12 protein-coding genes and 1 tRNA gene are annotated in these 16,499 nt (G+C 53.2%); all 13 read right to left on the bottom strand.

Annotation, left to right across the window (positions count from 1 at the left end; genetic code table 11):
* On the bottom strand, positions 1–813 hold an 813-nt coding region (locus COO92_RS21815; protein WP_101304361.1), incomplete at its 3' end, for an elongation factor Tu.
* Positions 814–842: 29 nt separating this feature from the next.
* A complete protein-coding gene (gene fusA, locus COO92_RS21820; protein ID WP_101305047.1) occupies positions 843–2,924 on the bottom strand; it encodes an elongation factor G in 2,082 nt (693 codons plus the stop codon).
* Positions 2,925–2,951: 27 nt separating this feature from the next.
* Positions 2,952–3,419, bottom strand: a complete 468-nt coding sequence (gene rpsG / locus COO92_RS21825; RefSeq protein WP_022734388.1) for a 30S ribosomal protein S7 — start codon at positions 3,417–3,419, stop codon at positions 2,952–2,954.
* Positions 3,420–3,431: 12 nt separating this feature from the next.
* Positions 3,432–3,803, bottom strand: coding sequence for a 30S ribosomal protein S12 (rpsL, locus tag COO92_RS21830; protein WP_008892339.1), 372 nt, complete (start codon positions 3,801–3,803; stop codon positions 3,432–3,434).
* A gap of 370 nt (positions 3,804–4,173) precedes the next feature.
* Positions 4,174–8,367 carry a DNA-directed RNA polymerase subunit beta' gene (rpoC, locus tag COO92_RS21835; protein ID WP_101305048.1) on the bottom strand — a complete coding sequence of 1,398 codons (4,194 nt, stop codon included), beginning with the start codon at positions 8,365–8,367 and terminating at the stop codon, positions 4,174–4,176.
* A 108-nt stretch (positions 8,368–8,475) separates the two neighbouring features.
* Positions 8,476–12,642 carry a DNA-directed RNA polymerase subunit beta gene (gene rpoB / locus COO92_RS21840; RefSeq protein WP_022734390.1) on the bottom strand — a complete coding sequence of 1,389 codons (4,167 nt, stop codon included), beginning with the start codon at positions 12,640–12,642 and terminating at the stop codon, positions 8,476–8,478.
* Between the two features lie 378 nt (positions 12,643–13,020).
* On the bottom strand, positions 13,021–13,392 hold the full coding sequence (gene rplL / locus COO92_RS21845; RefSeq protein ID WP_022734391.1) for a 50S ribosomal protein L7/L12: 372 nt from the start codon (positions 13,390–13,392) through the stop codon (positions 13,021–13,023).
* Between the two features lie 55 nt (positions 13,393–13,447).
* Positions 13,448–13,966: a 50S ribosomal protein L10 gene (rplJ, locus tag COO92_RS21850; protein WP_101305049.1), complete on the bottom strand. Its 519-nt coding sequence runs from the start codon at positions 13,964–13,966 to the stop codon at positions 13,448–13,450.
* Between the two features lie 285 nt (positions 13,967–14,251).
* Positions 14,252–14,950 (bottom strand): 50S ribosomal protein L1, encoded by a 699-nt coding sequence (gene rplA, locus COO92_RS21855; RefSeq protein WP_022734393.1) that lies wholly within the window; start codon positions 14,948–14,950, stop codon positions 14,252–14,254.
* 4 nt (positions 14,951–14,954) lie between these two features.
* Positions 14,955–15,383 (bottom strand): 50S ribosomal protein L11, encoded by a 429-nt coding sequence (gene rplK / locus COO92_RS21860; RefSeq protein WP_022734394.1) that lies wholly within the window; start codon positions 15,381–15,383, stop codon positions 14,955–14,957.
* 108 nt (positions 15,384–15,491) lie between these two features.
* Complete coding sequence (gene nusG, locus COO92_RS21865; protein WP_022734395.1) at positions 15,492–16,022, bottom strand: transcription termination/antitermination protein NusG; 531 nt, start codon at positions 16,020–16,022, stop codon at positions 15,492–15,494.
* Positions 16,023–16,026: 4 nt separating this feature from the next.
* Positions 16,027–16,224, bottom strand: a complete 198-nt coding sequence (gene secE / locus COO92_RS21870) for a preprotein translocase subunit SecE (protein ID WP_022734396.1) — start codon at positions 16,222–16,224, stop codon at positions 16,027–16,029.
* A gap of 50 nt (positions 16,225–16,274) precedes the next feature.
* Positions 16,275–16,350 (bottom strand) — tRNA-Trp (locus COO92_RS21875).
* Between the last annotated feature and the right edge of the window lie 149 nt (positions 16,351–16,499).

Here is a 16,499-nt window from a genome sequence, read left to right on the forward strand (position 1 = left end):
ACCCTGATCGAGCAGCTTGCGGAACATTTCAACGCCGGTAACGATGGTTTTAACGGTGTCTTTAACGCCGACGATTTCAATCTCTTCGCCAACTTTAACGATACCGGTTTCAACACGACCGGTCACAACCGTACCACGACCCGAAATCGAGAACACGTCCTCGATCGGCATCAGGAACGGACGATCCTTCGGACGTTCCGGAGCAGGAATGTACTCATCAACAGCTGCCATCAGTTCGAGGATAGCATTCTTGCCAATTTCGTCATTCTTGCCTTCCAATGCAGCAAGAGCCGAGCCCTTGATGATCGGAATGTCGTCGCCCGGGAAGTCGTAGGACGACAGAAGCTCACGGATTTCCATTTCGACGAGCTCAAGGAGCTCTTCGTCATCGACCTGGTCAACTTTGTTCATGAAGACAACAAGCGCCGGGACACCAACCTGACGGGCAAGCAGGATGTGCTCACGGGTCTGGGGCATCGGGCCGTCTGCTGCCGACACAACAAGAATACCACCGTCCATCTGAGCCGCACCGGTGATCATGTTTTTCACATAATCGGCGTGGCCCGGGCAATCGACGTGGGCATAGTGACGGTTTGCAGTTTCATATTCGACGTGCGCGGTCGAGATCGTGATACCACGAGCTTTCTCTTCCGGTGCTTTGTCGATCATGCTGTAATCCTGGAACGATGCGCCGCCGCTCTCTGCGAGAACTTTGGTGATCGCTGCGGTCAGCGTGGTTTTGCCGTGGTCAACGTGGCCGATGGTGCCGATGTTGACGTGCGGTTTTGTACGGGCAAACTTTTCTTTAGCCATTACTAACTCCGTTTATTCTGGCTTGGGCCTTAGCCGGCCGATTTGGCTTTGACTTCTTCAGCAACTGCTTGCGGAACGTCAGCATAATGATCGAACTGCATCACGAACTGGGCACGGCCCTGAGACATGGAGCGCAGCGTGTTGACGTAACCGAACATGTTCGCCAGCGGAACGAACGCGTTAACAACGCGCGCAATACCACGGGAGTCCATGTCACGGACCTGACCGCGACGGCTGTTCAGATCGCCAATGATGTCGCCCATATAGTCTTCCGGGGTAACTACCTCGACTTTCATGATCGGCTCAAGCAGCTTCGGTGAAGCTTTCTGAAGACCTTCTTTGAACGCAGCGCGTGCTGCGATTTCGAAGGCCATGACGCTCGAGTCAACATCGTGGTAGGCACCGTCGGTCAGCTTGATCGACAAGTCGGTAACCGGGAAGCCTGCGATCACGCCGCTCTGAAGCGAGCTTTCGAGACCTTTGGCAACACCCGGGATGTATTCTTTAGGAACGTTACCGCCAACAACACTATCAGTGAAGTTGAAGCCCGTACCCGGTTCACCCGGCGTAAAGGTAAGTTTGATACGCGCGAACTGACCCGAACCACCCGACTGTTTTTTGTGGGTGTAGTCAACGTCGATCTCTTTCGAGATCGTTTCACGGTATGCAACCTGCGGCGCACCAATGTTCGCTTCGACTTTGAATTCACGCTTCATACGATCGACAAGAATGTCGAGGTGAAGCTCGCCCATACCCGAAATGATGGTCTGGCCGGATTCGTGGTCTGATTTGACGCGGAATGACGGATCTTCCTGCGCAAGACGCGCAAGAGCAAGACCCATTTTTTCCTGGTCGGCTTTCGATTTCGGCTCTACAGCGATTTCGATAACTGGATCCGGGAATTCCATACGCTCAAGGATGATCGGCTTGGCCGGGTCACAAAGGGTATCACCAGTGGTGGTATCCTTCATGCCAACCAGAGCAACGATGTCGCCCGAGCATGCGTATTTGATTTCTTCACGGTTATTCGAATGCATAAGAAGCATACGGCCGATACGTTCTTTTTTCTCTTTAACAGAGTTCAGAACATAAGAACCGGCTTCGAGAACACCCGAATAGATACGCACAAAGGTAAGCGAACCGACAAACGGGTCACTCATGATTTTGAACGCAAGACCCGAGAACGGCGCATCGTCGTTCAGCGGACGTGAATCAGGCTCATCTTCGGTGTTCGGCTTAACGCCGCGAACATCGTCGATGTCATCTGGTGCTGGCATGTAATCGATAACAGCATCAAGAAGCGGCTGAACGCCTTTGTTCTTGAACGCGGTCCCGCAAAGAACAGGAACCAGTGCACCTTTAAGCGTCCCTTTACGGAGGCACTTCTTGAGAAGCTCCTCAGACGGGATTTCGCCTTCAAGGTATGCTTCCATCGCGGCTTCATCGAAATCGATCGCCTGCTCAATCAGGGCTTCACGATATTCTGCAGCCTGGTCTTTGAGCGAATCACGAATATCGCGATATTCGAATTCTGCACCCAGGTTTTCGTCTTTCCAGACGACTTCCTGGTTTTTGACCAAATCGACAACACCTTCGAATTCCATTTCGGAACCAATCGGCAGCTGCATGACAGCAACATTAGCACCGAGACGATCTTTCATCATCTGGACACAACGGAAGAAGTCAGCACCGGTACGGTCCATTTTGTTGACAAAGCACATACGCGGAACGTGGTACTTGTCAGCCTGGCGCCATACGGTTTCGGTCTGGGGCTCGACGCCGGAAACGGCGTCAAACACAGCACATGCACCATCGAGAACACGGAGCGAACGTTCAACTTCAATCGTGAAGTCAACGTGGCCCGGGGTATCAATGATGTTAATGCGGTTGTCTTTCCAGAAGCAGGTCGTCGCAGCAGACGTAATCGTAATGCCACGTTCCTGTTCCTGCTCCATCCAATCCATCGTTGCGGCGCCGTCGTGGACTTCGCCGATCTTGTAGGATTTTCCGGTGTAGAAAAGGATTCGCTCGGTAGTCGTCGTTTTACCCGCATCAATGTGTGCCATGATGCCGATGTTACGATACCGAGAGATCGGAGTGCGTTTTACCATAATCGACTCTTGATCCTAAGGTCTAGATTACCAGCGATAATGAGCGAAAGCCTTATTGGCTTCGGCCATACGATGGGTGTCTTCGCGTTTCTTGACGGCCGAACCACGGTTGTTCGCAGCGTCCATCAGTTCACCGGCGAGACGACCGACCATGGTCGTTTCGGAACGCTTGCGAGCAGCGTCAACCAGCCAACGAATGGCCAGTGCCTGACGACGTTCGGTACGAACTTCAACCGGAACCTGGTAAGTAGCACCACCAACACGACGCGAACGTACTTCGACGTTCGGCTTCACGTTGTCCATGGCTTCATGGAACTGCGACACAGGGTCGGAACCCTTGCCTTCGATGACTTCCAGGGCACCATAAACGATCTTCTCAGCGGCGGATTTTTTACCGTCGAGCATCAGACCATTCATGAATTTAGTGAGAACCTTATCGCCGTATTTGGCGTCAGGTAATACTTCGCGCTTTTCAGCAGCGTGACGACGTGACATCTGAGCTGCTCCTTATTTCGGACGCTTCGCGCCGTATTTCGAACGACGCTGTTTACGGTCTTTGACACCCTGTGTATCGAGGGTACCGCGAATAATGTGGTAACGAACGCCCGGCAAATCCTTCACACGGCCGCCGCGAATCATCACGACAGAGTGTTCCTGAAGGTTATGGCCTTCGCCCGGAATGTAAGACGTTACTTCGTAGCCGTTGGTCAAACGAACACGGGCAACTTTACGAAGTGCCGAGTTCGGCTTCTTCGGGGTAGTGGTGTAAACACGAGTGCAAACGCCGCGTTTCTGCGGGCATGCTTCCAGTGCCGGAACCATATCGCGCTGGGTGCGCGGTGTCCGCTTTTTGCGGATCAACTGGTTAATAGTGGGCATTAACTTTCCCTTTTACTACAACGGACGCCACTAGGGCGTTGCTCATATCGACGCACGACGAGCGACCGCGCGTCTTTGCACAAAGTACAAAAACACGCGCGGACGCCCATAAAAGCAGGAATTCCTGCCTCGACGGCCGTCAGAGTCGCACTCAAGCGATGGGGGGCAAAACCGCCCGCTACCGCACAAAACGGCACCGACACAGTTACACCCCCCGTGATTTGGTGGGCGCATACTAGTGACGGCCCCCTTTTGCGTCAAGCAAAACCCTCAAGGCCTTCGAGTTGGCGCTTCAAACGCCGAGACGAACCGGTGCGTCGATAAGATTTCCGGTTCGCCTCTGATTCTTTAACGTATTGGCGCGACGATGTTATTCGCCTGCCGGCAGTGAAGTCGTATCGGCATCGGCCTGCGGGCCAAAGTTGTCGCCGATTTCTTCTTCTGCCTCGATCTGTACCGTTTTGTCGCGTTCGGCAGCCAATGCACGGAAACGGTTCATCACCGCACCGGTACCAGCCGGGATCAAACGACCCACGATAACGTTCTCTTTCAAACCGATAAGCGTATCGGTTTTGCCCGAAACAGCTGCTTCGGTAAGAACGCGCGTGGTTTCCTGGAACGACGCGGCCGAGATGAAGGAATGCGTCTGGAGCGAAGCCTTGGTGATCCCCTGAAGGACCGGAGCACCTTCGGCCAGCTCGCCACCTTCTTTGACGGCACGTTCGTTTTCGGTATCAAAATCAACGCGGTCAATGATCTCGCCAACCAGAAGCGTGGTGTCACCGGTTTTGGTGATTTCCACTTTCTGAAGCATCTGACGCACAATGACTTCGATGTGTTTGTCGTTAATCTTAACGCCCTGCAGACGGTAAACTTCCTGGATTTCGTTGACCAGGTAATCTGCCAGTGCAGGTACGCCCATAACACGCAAGATATCATGCGGAACCGGCGAACCATCAAGGAGCTGATCGCCTTTTTCGACGAAGTCCCCTTCCTGAACGGCAAGATGTTTGCCTTTCGGGATCATGTATTCAACCGGTTCGGTCAGACCCGAGTCTTCGAGCGGATGCACGACGACGCGACGCTTGTTCTTATAGTCCTTGCCGAATTCGACGCGGCCCGGAATGTCCGAGATAATCGCGTGTTCTTTCGGTTTACGGGCCTCGAACAGCTCGGCAACACGCGGCAGACCACCGGTGATGTCACGGGTCTTCGAACCTTCACGCGGGATACGTGCAAGCACGTCACCAGCGTTAACTTTCTGACCGTTCTCGATCGAGAGAATAGCGTCAACCGACAGGAAGTAACGGGCTTCAAGACCGTTATCCAGGTTGATGACCTCACCGTTTTCGTTACGCAGGGTAACGCGCGGCTTAAGGTCAGACGCCTTGGGCATGCTTTTCCAGTCGATAACCGTCTTGGCCGCAATACCGGTCGCTTCGTCATAGACTTCGCGAATGGTTACGTTTTCAAGAAGATCGACGTAGTTAACATACCCTTCTTTCTCGGTGATGATCGGAAGCGTGTACGGATCCCACTCAGCCAGTTTCTGGCCGCGAACGATCTGATCGCCTTCATCAGCAAGCAGTTTCGCACCATATGGCACGCGGTATTTCGCACGCTCGCGTCCGGTTTTGTCGATCAGCAGAATCTCAAGGTTACGCGCCATAACGATTTTGACGCCGCTTGAGTTCTCAACGACTGCACGGTTTTTCAGTTTAACCGTCGCATCGAAGTTTGCTTCAACCCCGGAAACCTCTGCACCACGCTGTGCCGCACCACCAATGTGGAACGTACGCATGGTCAGCTGTGTACCCGGCTCACCGATCGACTGTGCGGCAATAACACCAACAGCTTCACCGATGTTGACCGTGGTACCACGTGCCAGGTCACGACCATAACAATGGCCGCAAACGCCGGTTTCGGCATCACAGGTCAGGACAGAACGGATACGCGCGGTTTCAACACCGGCTTTCTCGATCACATCAAGATGGTCTTCTTCGACCATCGCGTTTTTCGGGACGATGATTTCGCCGGTTGACGGGTTAACAATCTCGTCAGCGGTGAAACGACCCAGAATACGATCCGAAAGCGTTTCGATGACTTCGCCAGAATCGACAACCGCAGCGATATCGAGGCCACGTGCAGTTTCGCAATCATGCTGAGTGATGATGCAATCCTGTGCGACGTCAACAAGACGACGGGTAAGGTAACCCGAGTTCGCCGTTTTCAATGCGGTATCAGCCAGACCCTTACGGGCACCGTGAGTGGAGTTGAAGTACTCCTGCACGGTCAGGCCTTCTTTAAAGTTCGAAATAATCGGCGTTTCAATGATCGAGCCATCCGGCTTTGCCATCAGGCCGCGCATAGCAGCCAGCTGACGCATCTGGGCGGCAGAACCACGGGCACCGGAGTGGGCCATCATGTAAACCGAGTTCACATTATCGCCTTCGGCCGTTGCCGAGATGACTTTCATCATCTCTTCGGAAACGTCATCGGTACACTGCGACCAGGCATCAACAACTTTGTTGTATTTCTCACCACGGGTGATGAGACCATCCTGGTACTGCTGTTCGTATTCTTTGACCTTGTCGTGGGTTGCGCCCACCAGAACTTCCTTGGCTTCAGGAATGATCATGTCATCCTTACCAAACGAAATACCGGCTTTACATGCCCAGTTGAAACCAAGGCCCATCATGCGGTCAGCAAAGATAACAGTCTCTTTCTGGCCACAGTGACGGTAAACGACATCGATAACATTCGAGACGTCTTTTTTGGTCAGCAACTTGTTGATGGTCGAGAACGGAATGCGCGGATGACGCGGCAACAGTTCAGACAACAACATACGACCAGCGGTCGTTGCAACACGAACCGTGATCGGTTCATTGTTTTCATCAACCGTTTTGTAACGTGCATTGATTTTCGAATGCAGGTTTACGAAACCGGCATCAAGCGCCTGTTCGATTTCAGCGATATTGACAAAGGACATGCCCTCGCCCGGCTGACCGTCGCGTTCCATCGAGATGTAATAAAGACCAAGGACAATATCCTGGGACGGCACGATAATCGGTTTACCCGACGCCGGTGACAGGATGTTGTTGGTCGACATCATCAAGGTACGTGCTTCAAGCTGCGCTTCAAGCGACAGCGGCACGTGAACAGCCATTTGGTCACCGTCGAAGTCGGCGTTGAAGGCCGTACAAACGAGCGGATGCAACTGGATGGCCTTACCTTCAATCAAGGTAGGCTCGAACGCCTGAATACCAAGACGGTGAAGGGTCGGTGCGCGGTTCAGCATGACCGGGTGTTCGCGGATAACCTGTTCAAGGATATCCCAAACTTCGGCACGCTCTTTTTCCACCATACGCTTTGCAGCTTTGATGGTGGTTGCCATCCCGTACAGTTCCAGCTTCGCGTAAACGAACGGCTTGAACAGTTCGAGCGCCATTTTCTTTGGCAGGCCGCACTGATGAAGTTTCAGGTTCGGACCCACGGTAATCACAGAACGACCGGAATAGTCGACGCGTTTACCCAAAAGGTTCTGACGGAAACGACCCTGCTTACCTTTAAGCATGTCCGACATCGATTTGAGCGGACGCTTGTTGGCACCGGTGATCGGACGACCACGACGACCGTTGTCAAACAGCGCATCAACCGATTCCTGAAGCATACGTTTTTCGTTACGCACGATGATATCAGGCGCACGAAGCTCGATCAGGCGCTTCAGACGGTTGTTACGGTTGATGACACGACGGTAAAGGTCGTTCAAATCAGACGTTGCGAAGCGGCCACCATCAAGCGGTACCAGCGGACGCAATTCTGGCGGGATAACCGGAATAACTTCAAGGATCATCCATTCCGGGCGCGCACCAGATTCCTGGAAGGCTTCGATCAGCTTAAGACGCTTGACCAGCTTTTTGCGTTTGGCTTCGGAATTGGTTTCCTTGAGGTCGATTTTCGCGGTTTCGCGTTCTTCATCAAGATCGATAGCCGCAAGCATATCGCGGATGGCTTCTGCACCGATACCGGCACGGAAGCTGTCTTCGCCATATTCTTCCTGGGCTGTCATATACTGGTCTTCGGACAGGAGCTCACCCATTTTAAGCGGGGTAAGGCCCGGTTCGATCACCACATAGTTCTCGAAATACAGAATGCGCTCAAGATCCTTGAGCGTCATGTCGAGCAGCAAACCAAGACGGCTCGGCAGCGACTTCATGAACCAGATGTGGGCAACAGGTGCCGCCAGTTCAATGTGGCCCATACGTTCACGACGTACTTTGGCCAAGGTCACTTCGACGCCGCACTTCTCACAGATAATGCCACGGTATTTCATACGCTTGTACTTGCCGCACAAGCATTCGTAATCCTTCACCGGACCAAAAATGCGCGCACAGAACAAACCGTCGCGTTCCGGCTTAAAGGTCCGGTAGTTGATGGTCTCCGGTTTCTTGATTTCACCAAATGACCAGGAGCGGATACGCTCCGGGCTGGCAATCTGAATCCGGATCTGATCGAAGCTCTGGGTGCCCTGCGGCTGCCCGAAGATCTTCATCAACTCGTTCATAAAGGCTCTCCCGCTATGCCCGGTCTCGCCGGGTTTCGCCAATTTCAGGCCGAAAGATGCGTAATGGCGGCCGGGCTGCCCTTATGGACAGCCCGACGCGCCAAACACTTAAAAGTCGTTCTGCTCAAGCTCAACATTGAGACCAAGCGAACGGAGTTCTTTAACGAGAACGTTAAACGACTCCGGAATACCGGCCTCAAAGGTGTCTTCACCACGAACGATGGCTTCGTAAACCTTGGTACGGCCCGAAACGTCATCCGACTTGACCGTAAGCATTTCCTGAAGGGTGTAAGCAGCACCGTAAGCTTCGAGTGCCCATACTTCCATCTCCCCGAAACGCTGGCCACCGAACTGCGCCTTACCACCCAGCGGCTGCTGGGTAACAAGTGAGTACGGACCAATCGAACGTGCGTGGATCTTGTCGTCGACCAAGTGGTGCAGTTTGAGCATATAGATATACCCAACCGTCACCTTGCGATGGAATTTCTCACCAGTACGACCATCATAAAGGTCAACCTGGCCAGAACCATCAAGGCCGGCTTTTTCAAGCATACGAACAACATCGGGCTCACGGGCACCGTCGAAGACCGGAGTGGCCATCGGGACGCCGCGACGCAGGTTGTTGCCAAGCTCGATGACTTCACCATCAGACAGCTCTTTGATGCCAGCGATGTATTCTTCGCCTTCGTAGACATCATTAAGCTTGCCACGCAGGTCTTCCATCTCGCCACGACCGTCAGCAACAGCATCGACAAGTTCGCCGATCTGTTCGCCCAGACCACGTGACGCCCAACCAAGGTGGGTTTCAAGGATCTGGCCGACGTTCATACGCGACGGAACACCAAGCGGGTTCAGAACGATATCGACCGGCGTACCGTCTTCGAGGTGCGGCATGTCTTCAACCGGCATAATGCGCGATACGACACCCTTGTTCCCGTGACGGCCGGCCATCTTATCGCCCGGCTGCATTTTACGTTTAACAGCAACGAAGACTTTAACCATCTTCATCACGCCCGGCGGCAATTCGTCACCAGCCTGCAGTTTGTCAACTTTGTCATCGAAACGGGCCTGAAGAACAGCGATCGATTCCTCGAACTGTTTTTTCAGCGCTTCGATGTCAGACATCACCGCATCATCGGCAACCGCAATCTGACGCCACAAACCACGTGCAACACCCGAAAGGCTGTCTTCGGTGATTGCGCCATCAAGGCCCTTCGGACCATCAACAATCGTCTGACCAAGCAGAAGATTTTTCAGACGGCCATAGAAGTTGCGCTCAAGAATGGCACGTTCGTCATCACGGTCCTGTGCGAGACGTTCGATTTCCGAACGTTCGATTGCCAGAGCACGTTCGTCCTTGTCTACGCCACGACGTGAGAACACGCGGACTTCAACAATGGTACCGAACTGTCCCGGCGGGACACGCAGCGACGTATCGCGAACATCGGATGCTTTTTCACCAAAGATGGCACGCAGAAGTTTTTCTTCCGGCGTCATCGGGCTTTCGCCTTTTGGCGTTACCTTACCGACAAGGATATCGCCCGGTTTGATTTCCGCACCGATGTAAACAATGCCCGCCTCATCGAGGTTTTTAAGGGCTTCTTCACCGACGTTCGGAATATCACGGGTGATTTCTTCCTGACCAAGTTTGGTATCACGCGCCATGACTTCGAATTCCTCGATATGGATCGAGGTATAAACGTCATCACGTGCAATACGTTCGGACAGAAGGATGGAATCCTCAAAGTTGTAACCATTCCAAGGCATAAACGCGACAAGCACGTTACGGCCAAGGGCAAGTTCACCCATATCGGTACACGGACCATCCGAAATGATGTCGCCTTTTTCAACGACATCGCCAACTTTCACCAGCGGACGCTGGTTAATGCAGCTGCCCTGGTTGGAACGCTGATACTTCAGCAGGGTGTAAATATCGACACCCGACGCCGATGCAGCAATGTCACCAGTGGCCCGGATCACCATACGGGTCGCATCAACAGATTCAACAACACCATCACGGCGTGCGATCAGAGTTGCACCCGAATCACGTGCCACCGGAACTTCCATACCGGTCCCGACATACGGTGCTTCAGAACGGATCAACGGAACCGCTTGACGCTGCATGTTCGAGCCCATCAGTGCGCGGTTCGCGTCATCGTTCTCAAGGAACGGAATGAGCGCGGATGCGACTGACACCAGCTGCTTCGGCGAGACGTCCATAAGGTCGATCTCTTCGGAGCGGGCCATATAGTGGTCACCGGCTTTACGGGTGTTGATCAGTTCGTTGGCAAAGTTAAAGCCTTCGGTCAACGGTTCGTTGGCCTGTGCGATAACATAACGACCTTCTTCGATCGCCGAGAGGTAAATAACCTCTGCTGTCACATTGCCGTCGGCAACCTTACGATACGGGCTTTCGATGAAGCCGTACTGGTTGACACGGGCAAAGGTTGCCAGTGAGTTGATCAGACCAATGTTCGGACCTTCCGGCGTTTCAACCGGGCAGATACGACCATAGTGGGTCGGATGAACGTCACGAACTTCAAAGCCTGCACGCTCACGGGTCAAACCACCTGGTCCAAGCGCCGAAAGACGACGTTTGTGGGTGATTTCCGAAAGCGGGTTGGTCTGATCCATGAACTGCGACAGCTGCGAAGAGCCGAAGAATTCACGAACAGCTGCTGCAACCGGTTTCGCGTTGATCAGGTCATGCGGCATGACGTTGTCGATCTCGACCGAGCTCATACGCTCGCGGATCGCACGTTCCATACGCAGAAGGCCAACACGGAACTGGTTTTCCATCAGCTCGCCAACCGAACGCAGGCGACGGTTACCAAGGTGGTCAATATCGTCAATCTCGCCACGACCATCTTTCAGGTCGATCAGAACACGGACGACTTCCAGAATGTCTTCGCGACGCAGGATACGAACCGTATCCGGGCATTCCAGGTTCAGACGCGCATTCATCTTCACACGGCCAACGGCCGACAGATCATAACGCTCTGAGTCAAAGAACAGGCCCTTGAACATCGCTTCCGCACCCTCAAGGGTTGGCGGCTCGCCAGGACGCATCACGCGATAGATGTCCACAAGGGCTTCTTCGCGATTGCTGTTTTTGTCGAGTGCAACGGTGTTACGCAGATACGCACCGACATTGTTGTGATCGATCATCAACAAGCGAACGGAATTGACATTCCATTCCTTGAGCTGCTCGAACACTTCTTCTGTCAGTTCGTGACCGGCTTCTGCCAGAATTTCACCGGTTTCGCCATCAATCAGGTCGTCTGCCATGAACCAGCCGTTAAGCTGCTCTTCTGGCACGAGGATCTGTTTGACACCGGTTTCGGTGATTTTAACCGACGAACGCTTGGTGATTTTTGAACCAGCCGCTGCGACAACTTCGCCGCTTTTGGCATCAACAAGATCGTGAACCAGCTTCTGACCGATGTAACGCTCGGCATTGAAATCGGTTACCCAACCATCTTTGGTGCGGCGGTATTCTGCCGACTCATAGTAATAGTTGAGAATCTCTTCCGGGGTGAGGCCTTCGATTTCCGACGGATCGACAGAGCGCCCTTCTTCGGCACGCTGTGCACGCAGCTTCTCGGACTCTTCATTTTCAAGAGCCATAAGCAACGTGGTCGCCGGCAGTTTGCGGCGACGGTCGATACGGACGTAAAGAACGTCTTTTGCGTCGAATTCAAAATCGAGCCACGAACCACGGTAAGGAATGACACGCGCAGCAAACAGATATTTGCCTGAGCTGTGGCTCTTCCCTTTGTCATGGTCAAAGAAGACGCCCGGCGAGCGGTGCATCTGTGAGACGATTACACGCTCGGTGCCGTTGACGATAAAAGTACCGTGCAACGTCATGAGCGGCATGTCGCCCATATACACGTCTTGCTCTTTGATATCACGAATAGAACGGGCACCCGTGTCTTCGTCGATATCCCAGACAACCAGGCGCAGTGTTACACGCAGCGGTGCGGCAAAAGTCATGCCTCGCTGGCGACACTCTTCGGTATCGTATTTCGGCTGCTCAAGCTCGTACGAAACGAATTCAAGAGTTGCGCGTTCCGAAAAATCTTTAATCGGAAAGACGCTCTTGAAAACTTCCTGAAGACCTGCATCGTCCCGCTGCTCCTGCGGGGTCCCGGTCTGCAAAAACTTATCGTAGGAATTCTTTTGAACCTCAATGAGGTTCGGGAGCGGAGCGACTTCGCTGATCCGTCCAAAGCTTTTGCGGATGCGCTTTCGACCAGTAAAGGACTTATCCATCATCGTTCCTTTAATCGCGCCTCCCCACACCGTCCGAACTCGTTCGTCTTTGTAATGCTGCGTTTCCGACTTGCGCAAAACGCATACAGCACAACGACGCCCGAGCCCCGTACGGGGCGGGCGTTCACTTGATTATGACCGTGGATGTTATGTGACATCCAACTTGAATGAGATCACTGATCCCTCGGCTGTCGACGCCGTCAAAGATAACCTTTGACCTAAACAGCCTACCGTTATGTACGATTACCTTTGGCAGCGTCAACCGTTAAATTCCTGTTCGCGTCGCTGCATCAGCCGTAACACAATTGCCCGGAGCACAGAGACGGATGGGTCGGCGCCCAAAGGACGCCGACCCAGACCTTGGCAAGAAGCCGTCGATTATTTAAGTTCGACGGAAGCGCCAGCTTCTTCAAGCTTCTTCTTGATTTCTTCAGCTTCGTCCTTCGAAGCGCCTTCTTTGACGGCTTTCGGAGCACTTTCAACGAGTTCTTTGGCTTCTTTGAGGCCAAGACCGGTGATTGCGCGGACTTCTTTGATGACGTTGATTTTCTTGTCACCAGCAGCAGTCAGAACGACGTCAAATTCGGTCTGTTCTTCAGCGGCTTCAGCAGCAGCGCCGCCAGCAGCAGCAACAGCAACCGGAGCAGCAGCAGAAACGCCCCACTCTTCTTCGAGCATTTTGGAAAGTTCTGCAGCTTCGATAACGGTGAGCTTGGAAAGCTCTTCAACGAGTGCCTTAAGATCGGCCATGTGTATAACTCCTAGGCTTGAACTTGGATATCATCAGATATCTTGGATAATTGGTTTACGCGGCTTCGCCTTTGTCGGCGTATGCCTTCAGCACCTGGGCGATCTGTCCAGCCGGCTTGGAAGTCAGCGTAGCGATACGCTGTGCCGGGGTCTGGATCATACCAACCATTTTCGCACGGAGTTCGTCCAGCGACGGCAGTTCTGCCAGAGCTTTGATGCCCTGTTCGTTCAGAACCTGTTCGCCGATAGCACCAGCAACAAGAACAAGCTTGTCATTGGATTTTGCGAACTTCGCAGCTACTTTTGCGACTGCGGCCGGATCGGCTGAATAGCCAATCGCGGTCGGGCCGGTGAAGTAATCTGCAAGACCAGCAAATTTGGTGCCTTCCAGAGCAAGTCGCGTAAGCCGGTTTTTGGTGACCTTGAAGCCCGCACCAGATTCACGCATCTGTGCACGAAGAGCGGTAATTTCTGCGACCGTCAACCCTTTATACTGGGTAACGACCAGACCTTCCGCAGCTTCGAACACTTCGCGCATTTCTGCTACGAACTGTTGTTTTTCATCGCGGTTCACTTTTAGTCTCCGACGTTGCTTTTTGCCCTGAACCCCACAAGGAGGTTCACAGACGCGACCAGTCCTTTCGAACCGGTCTGTGACGCCCGTCCGTTTGCCAGATGTCCAAGCCTTTTGTGATGCCCCATACGGGGAAAACTAAGAACCGGAACCTCTGCCTATGCAGGAGATTAAGAGCAACGAATGTCACTCACCTGCAGTCTGGGACAGACAGGTAGAGAGGGCTATAACCACCCTCTCCGGTCCTGACCGACCCCTTGGGATCGGTCAGAATTCGAGAATTTCTTATTTAGACGCGATGTCAGGGATCGACAATTTGACGCCAGCACCCATGGTGGAGCTGATCGCCGCACGCTGAAGGTAGATACCTTTTGCGCCAGCCGGTTTCGCTTTAACAATCGCACCAAAGAATGCTTTTGCATTCTCAAGGATCTGTTCTTCGCTGAACGAAGCCTTGCCGATACCTGCATGTACGATACCGGTTTTCTCTGCACGGAACTGAACCTGGCCAGCTTTTGCATCGGAAACGGCGGTCGCAACATCCATGGTAACAGTGCCGAGTTTCGGGTTCGGCATCAGGCCGCGTGGGCCAAGTACCTTACCGAGACGACCGACAACAGCCATCATGTCCGGGGTTGCAATAACGCGATCATAGTTCAGATCGCCTTTCTGCATTGCTTCCATCAGGTCTTCAGCGCCAACAGTGTCTGCACCAGCTTTAAGGGCTTCTTCTGCTTTGGCGTCTTTTGCGAAGACGGCGACGCGCATGGTTTTACCGGTACCATGCGGAAGCGAAACAACACCACGGACCATCTGGTCAGCGTGACGCGGATCAACACCAAGGTTCATGGCAATTTCGATGGTTTCATCGAATTTTGCTTTTGCACCTTCTTTGACGAGTTTGACAGCAGCTGCCAGCTCGTACTGGGTGTTACGGTCGATGCCCTCATAGGCCTGGGCAAGGCGTTTACCAGTCTTGGCCATCGTCTTACTCCACAACCTCAAGACCCATCGCACGGGCAGAGCCCTCGATCATTGCCATCGCGCCATCAACGTCAAATGCGTTGAGGTCAACCATTTTGGCTTCTGCGATTTCTTTGACCTGTGCTTTGGTCACTTTACCAACAAAACCTTTACCGGTGGTCCCGGAACCTTTGGCAATGCCTGCTGCCTTTTTCAGGAAGTAGGATGCCGGCGGGGTTTTGGTGACAAAGCTGAATGAACGGTCGGAATAAACGGTGATGACGACCGGAATCGGCATCCCTGGTTCCATCTGCTGGGTCGCTGCGTTGAACGCCTTGCAGAATTCCATGATATTCACGCCGCGCTGACCAAGAGCCGGACCGACGGGCGGTGACGGATTGGCTTTGCCGGCGGGAATCTGCAGCTTAAGATAGCCGTCGATTTTTTTCGCCATTAGAGTACCTCTTACAGAAGCGCGCGGTACGGTCATGGCTGACCTCCCGCGCTTTAAAAGCTGCCTGCGTATACAAGCAGCGACTTCAATTTACAAGATCGTTTTTTCTTAGAGCTTCTCGACCTGGGTATATTCCAGCTCGACCGGAGTTGAACGACCGAAGATCGAAACAGACACCTTAAGGCGTGAACGTTCTTCATCAACTCCTTCGACGATACCGTTAAACGATGCAAACGGACCGTCGGAAACACGGACTTCCTCGCCAACCTCGAACGAGATGGTCGGCTTCGGACGATCAACACCTTCCTGAACCTGATGCAGGATGTGCTGAGCTTCCTTTTCGGAAATCGGCATCGGCTTGCCACGGCTACCGAGAAAATCGGTGACCTTGGCGGTGTTTTTGACCAGATGCCAGCTTTCGTCAGTGAGATCCATCTTCAGCAGGACATACCCCGGGAAAAATTTCCGCTCGGAATTGACCTTTGCGCCGCGACGCATCTCAACAATCTCTTCAGTCGGAACCAGAACCTCGAGAATCTCGCCCTCAAGACCTTTCTTGATGGACTGCTCGCGGATCGACTGGGCGACCTTTTTCTCAAAACCAGAATGAACGTGAAGCACGTACCAGTGATGCGCCATGTGCTTAACCCCCAACACCAAAGACCAGCTTAACACCCCATGCGAGGAGCTGATCGACAACAAAGAAGAAAACAGACGCAAGAGCAACCATCACGAAAACCATAATGGTTGAAACGGTCGTTTCCTTACGGGACGGCCACGAGACCTTTTTTGCCTCGGTGCGGACCTGCTGTACGAATTGTGCTGGCGACGTTTTTGCCATTGTTGGGGTTACACCGCTTTCTAATACTTTGTTTCACGACCCGGAAAAATTGGCAGGAGAGGAGGGACTCGAACCCCCGGCACTCGGTTTTGGAGACCGATGCTCTACCAACTGAGCTACACTCCTACAAGATCGACAGAAAGTTGAAAAGCTTATCTTCTTTCTGGCTCATCCCTGCCCGGGCGGCAGGGTGTGCGGGCGGTTTATATCCGCCCGCACATCCAAGATCAAGCACTCAATCGTGCAAAATCCTAAAAATTACTCGAGGATCTTGG

The sequence above is a fragment of the Thalassospira lohafexi genome (assembly GCF_002844275.1).
GTDB classification, from domain to species: Bacteria; Pseudomonadota; Alphaproteobacteria; order Rhodospirillales; family Thalassospiraceae; genus Thalassospira; species Thalassospira lohafexi.

Bases quoted from the DNA above. Each gene is read 5' to 3' on its own strand.
- rplK (WP_022734394.1), bottom strand. From the start codon at position 15,383: ATGGCGAAAAAAATCGACGGCTATCTTAAGCTGCAGATTCCCGCCGGC.
- secE (WP_022734396.1), bottom strand. From the start codon at position 16,224: ATGGCAAAAACGTCGCCAGCACAATTCGTACAGCAGGTCCGCACCGAG.
- rplA (WP_022734393.1), bottom strand. From the start codon at position 14,950: ATGGCCAAGACTGGTAAACGCCTTGCCCAGGCCTATGAGGGCATCGAC.
- rpoB (WP_022734390.1), bottom strand. From the start codon at position 12,642: ATGGATAAGTCCTTTACTGGTCGAAAGCGCATCCGCAAAAGCTTTGGA.
- rplL (WP_022734391.1), bottom strand. From the start codon at position 13,392: ATGGCCGATCTTAAGGCACTCGTTGAAGAGCTTTCCAAGCTCACCGTT.
- rpsG (WP_022734388.1), bottom strand. From the start codon at position 3,419: ATGTCACGTCGTCACGCTGCTGAAAAGCGCGAAGTATTACCTGACGCC.
- rpsL (WP_008892339.1), bottom strand. From the start codon at position 3,803: ATGCCCACTATTAACCAGTTGATCCGCAAAAAGCGGACACCGCGCACC.
- rpoC (WP_101305048.1), bottom strand. From the start codon at position 8,367: ATGAACGAGTTGATGAAGATCTTCGGGCAGCCGCAGGGCACCCAGAGC.
- nusG (WP_022734395.1), bottom strand. From the start codon at position 16,022: ATGGCGCATCACTGGTACGTGCTTCACGTTCATTCTGGTTTTGAGAAA.
- fusA (WP_101305047.1), bottom strand. From the start codon at position 2,924: ATGGTAAAACGCACTCCGATCTCTCGGTATCGTAACATCGGCATCATG.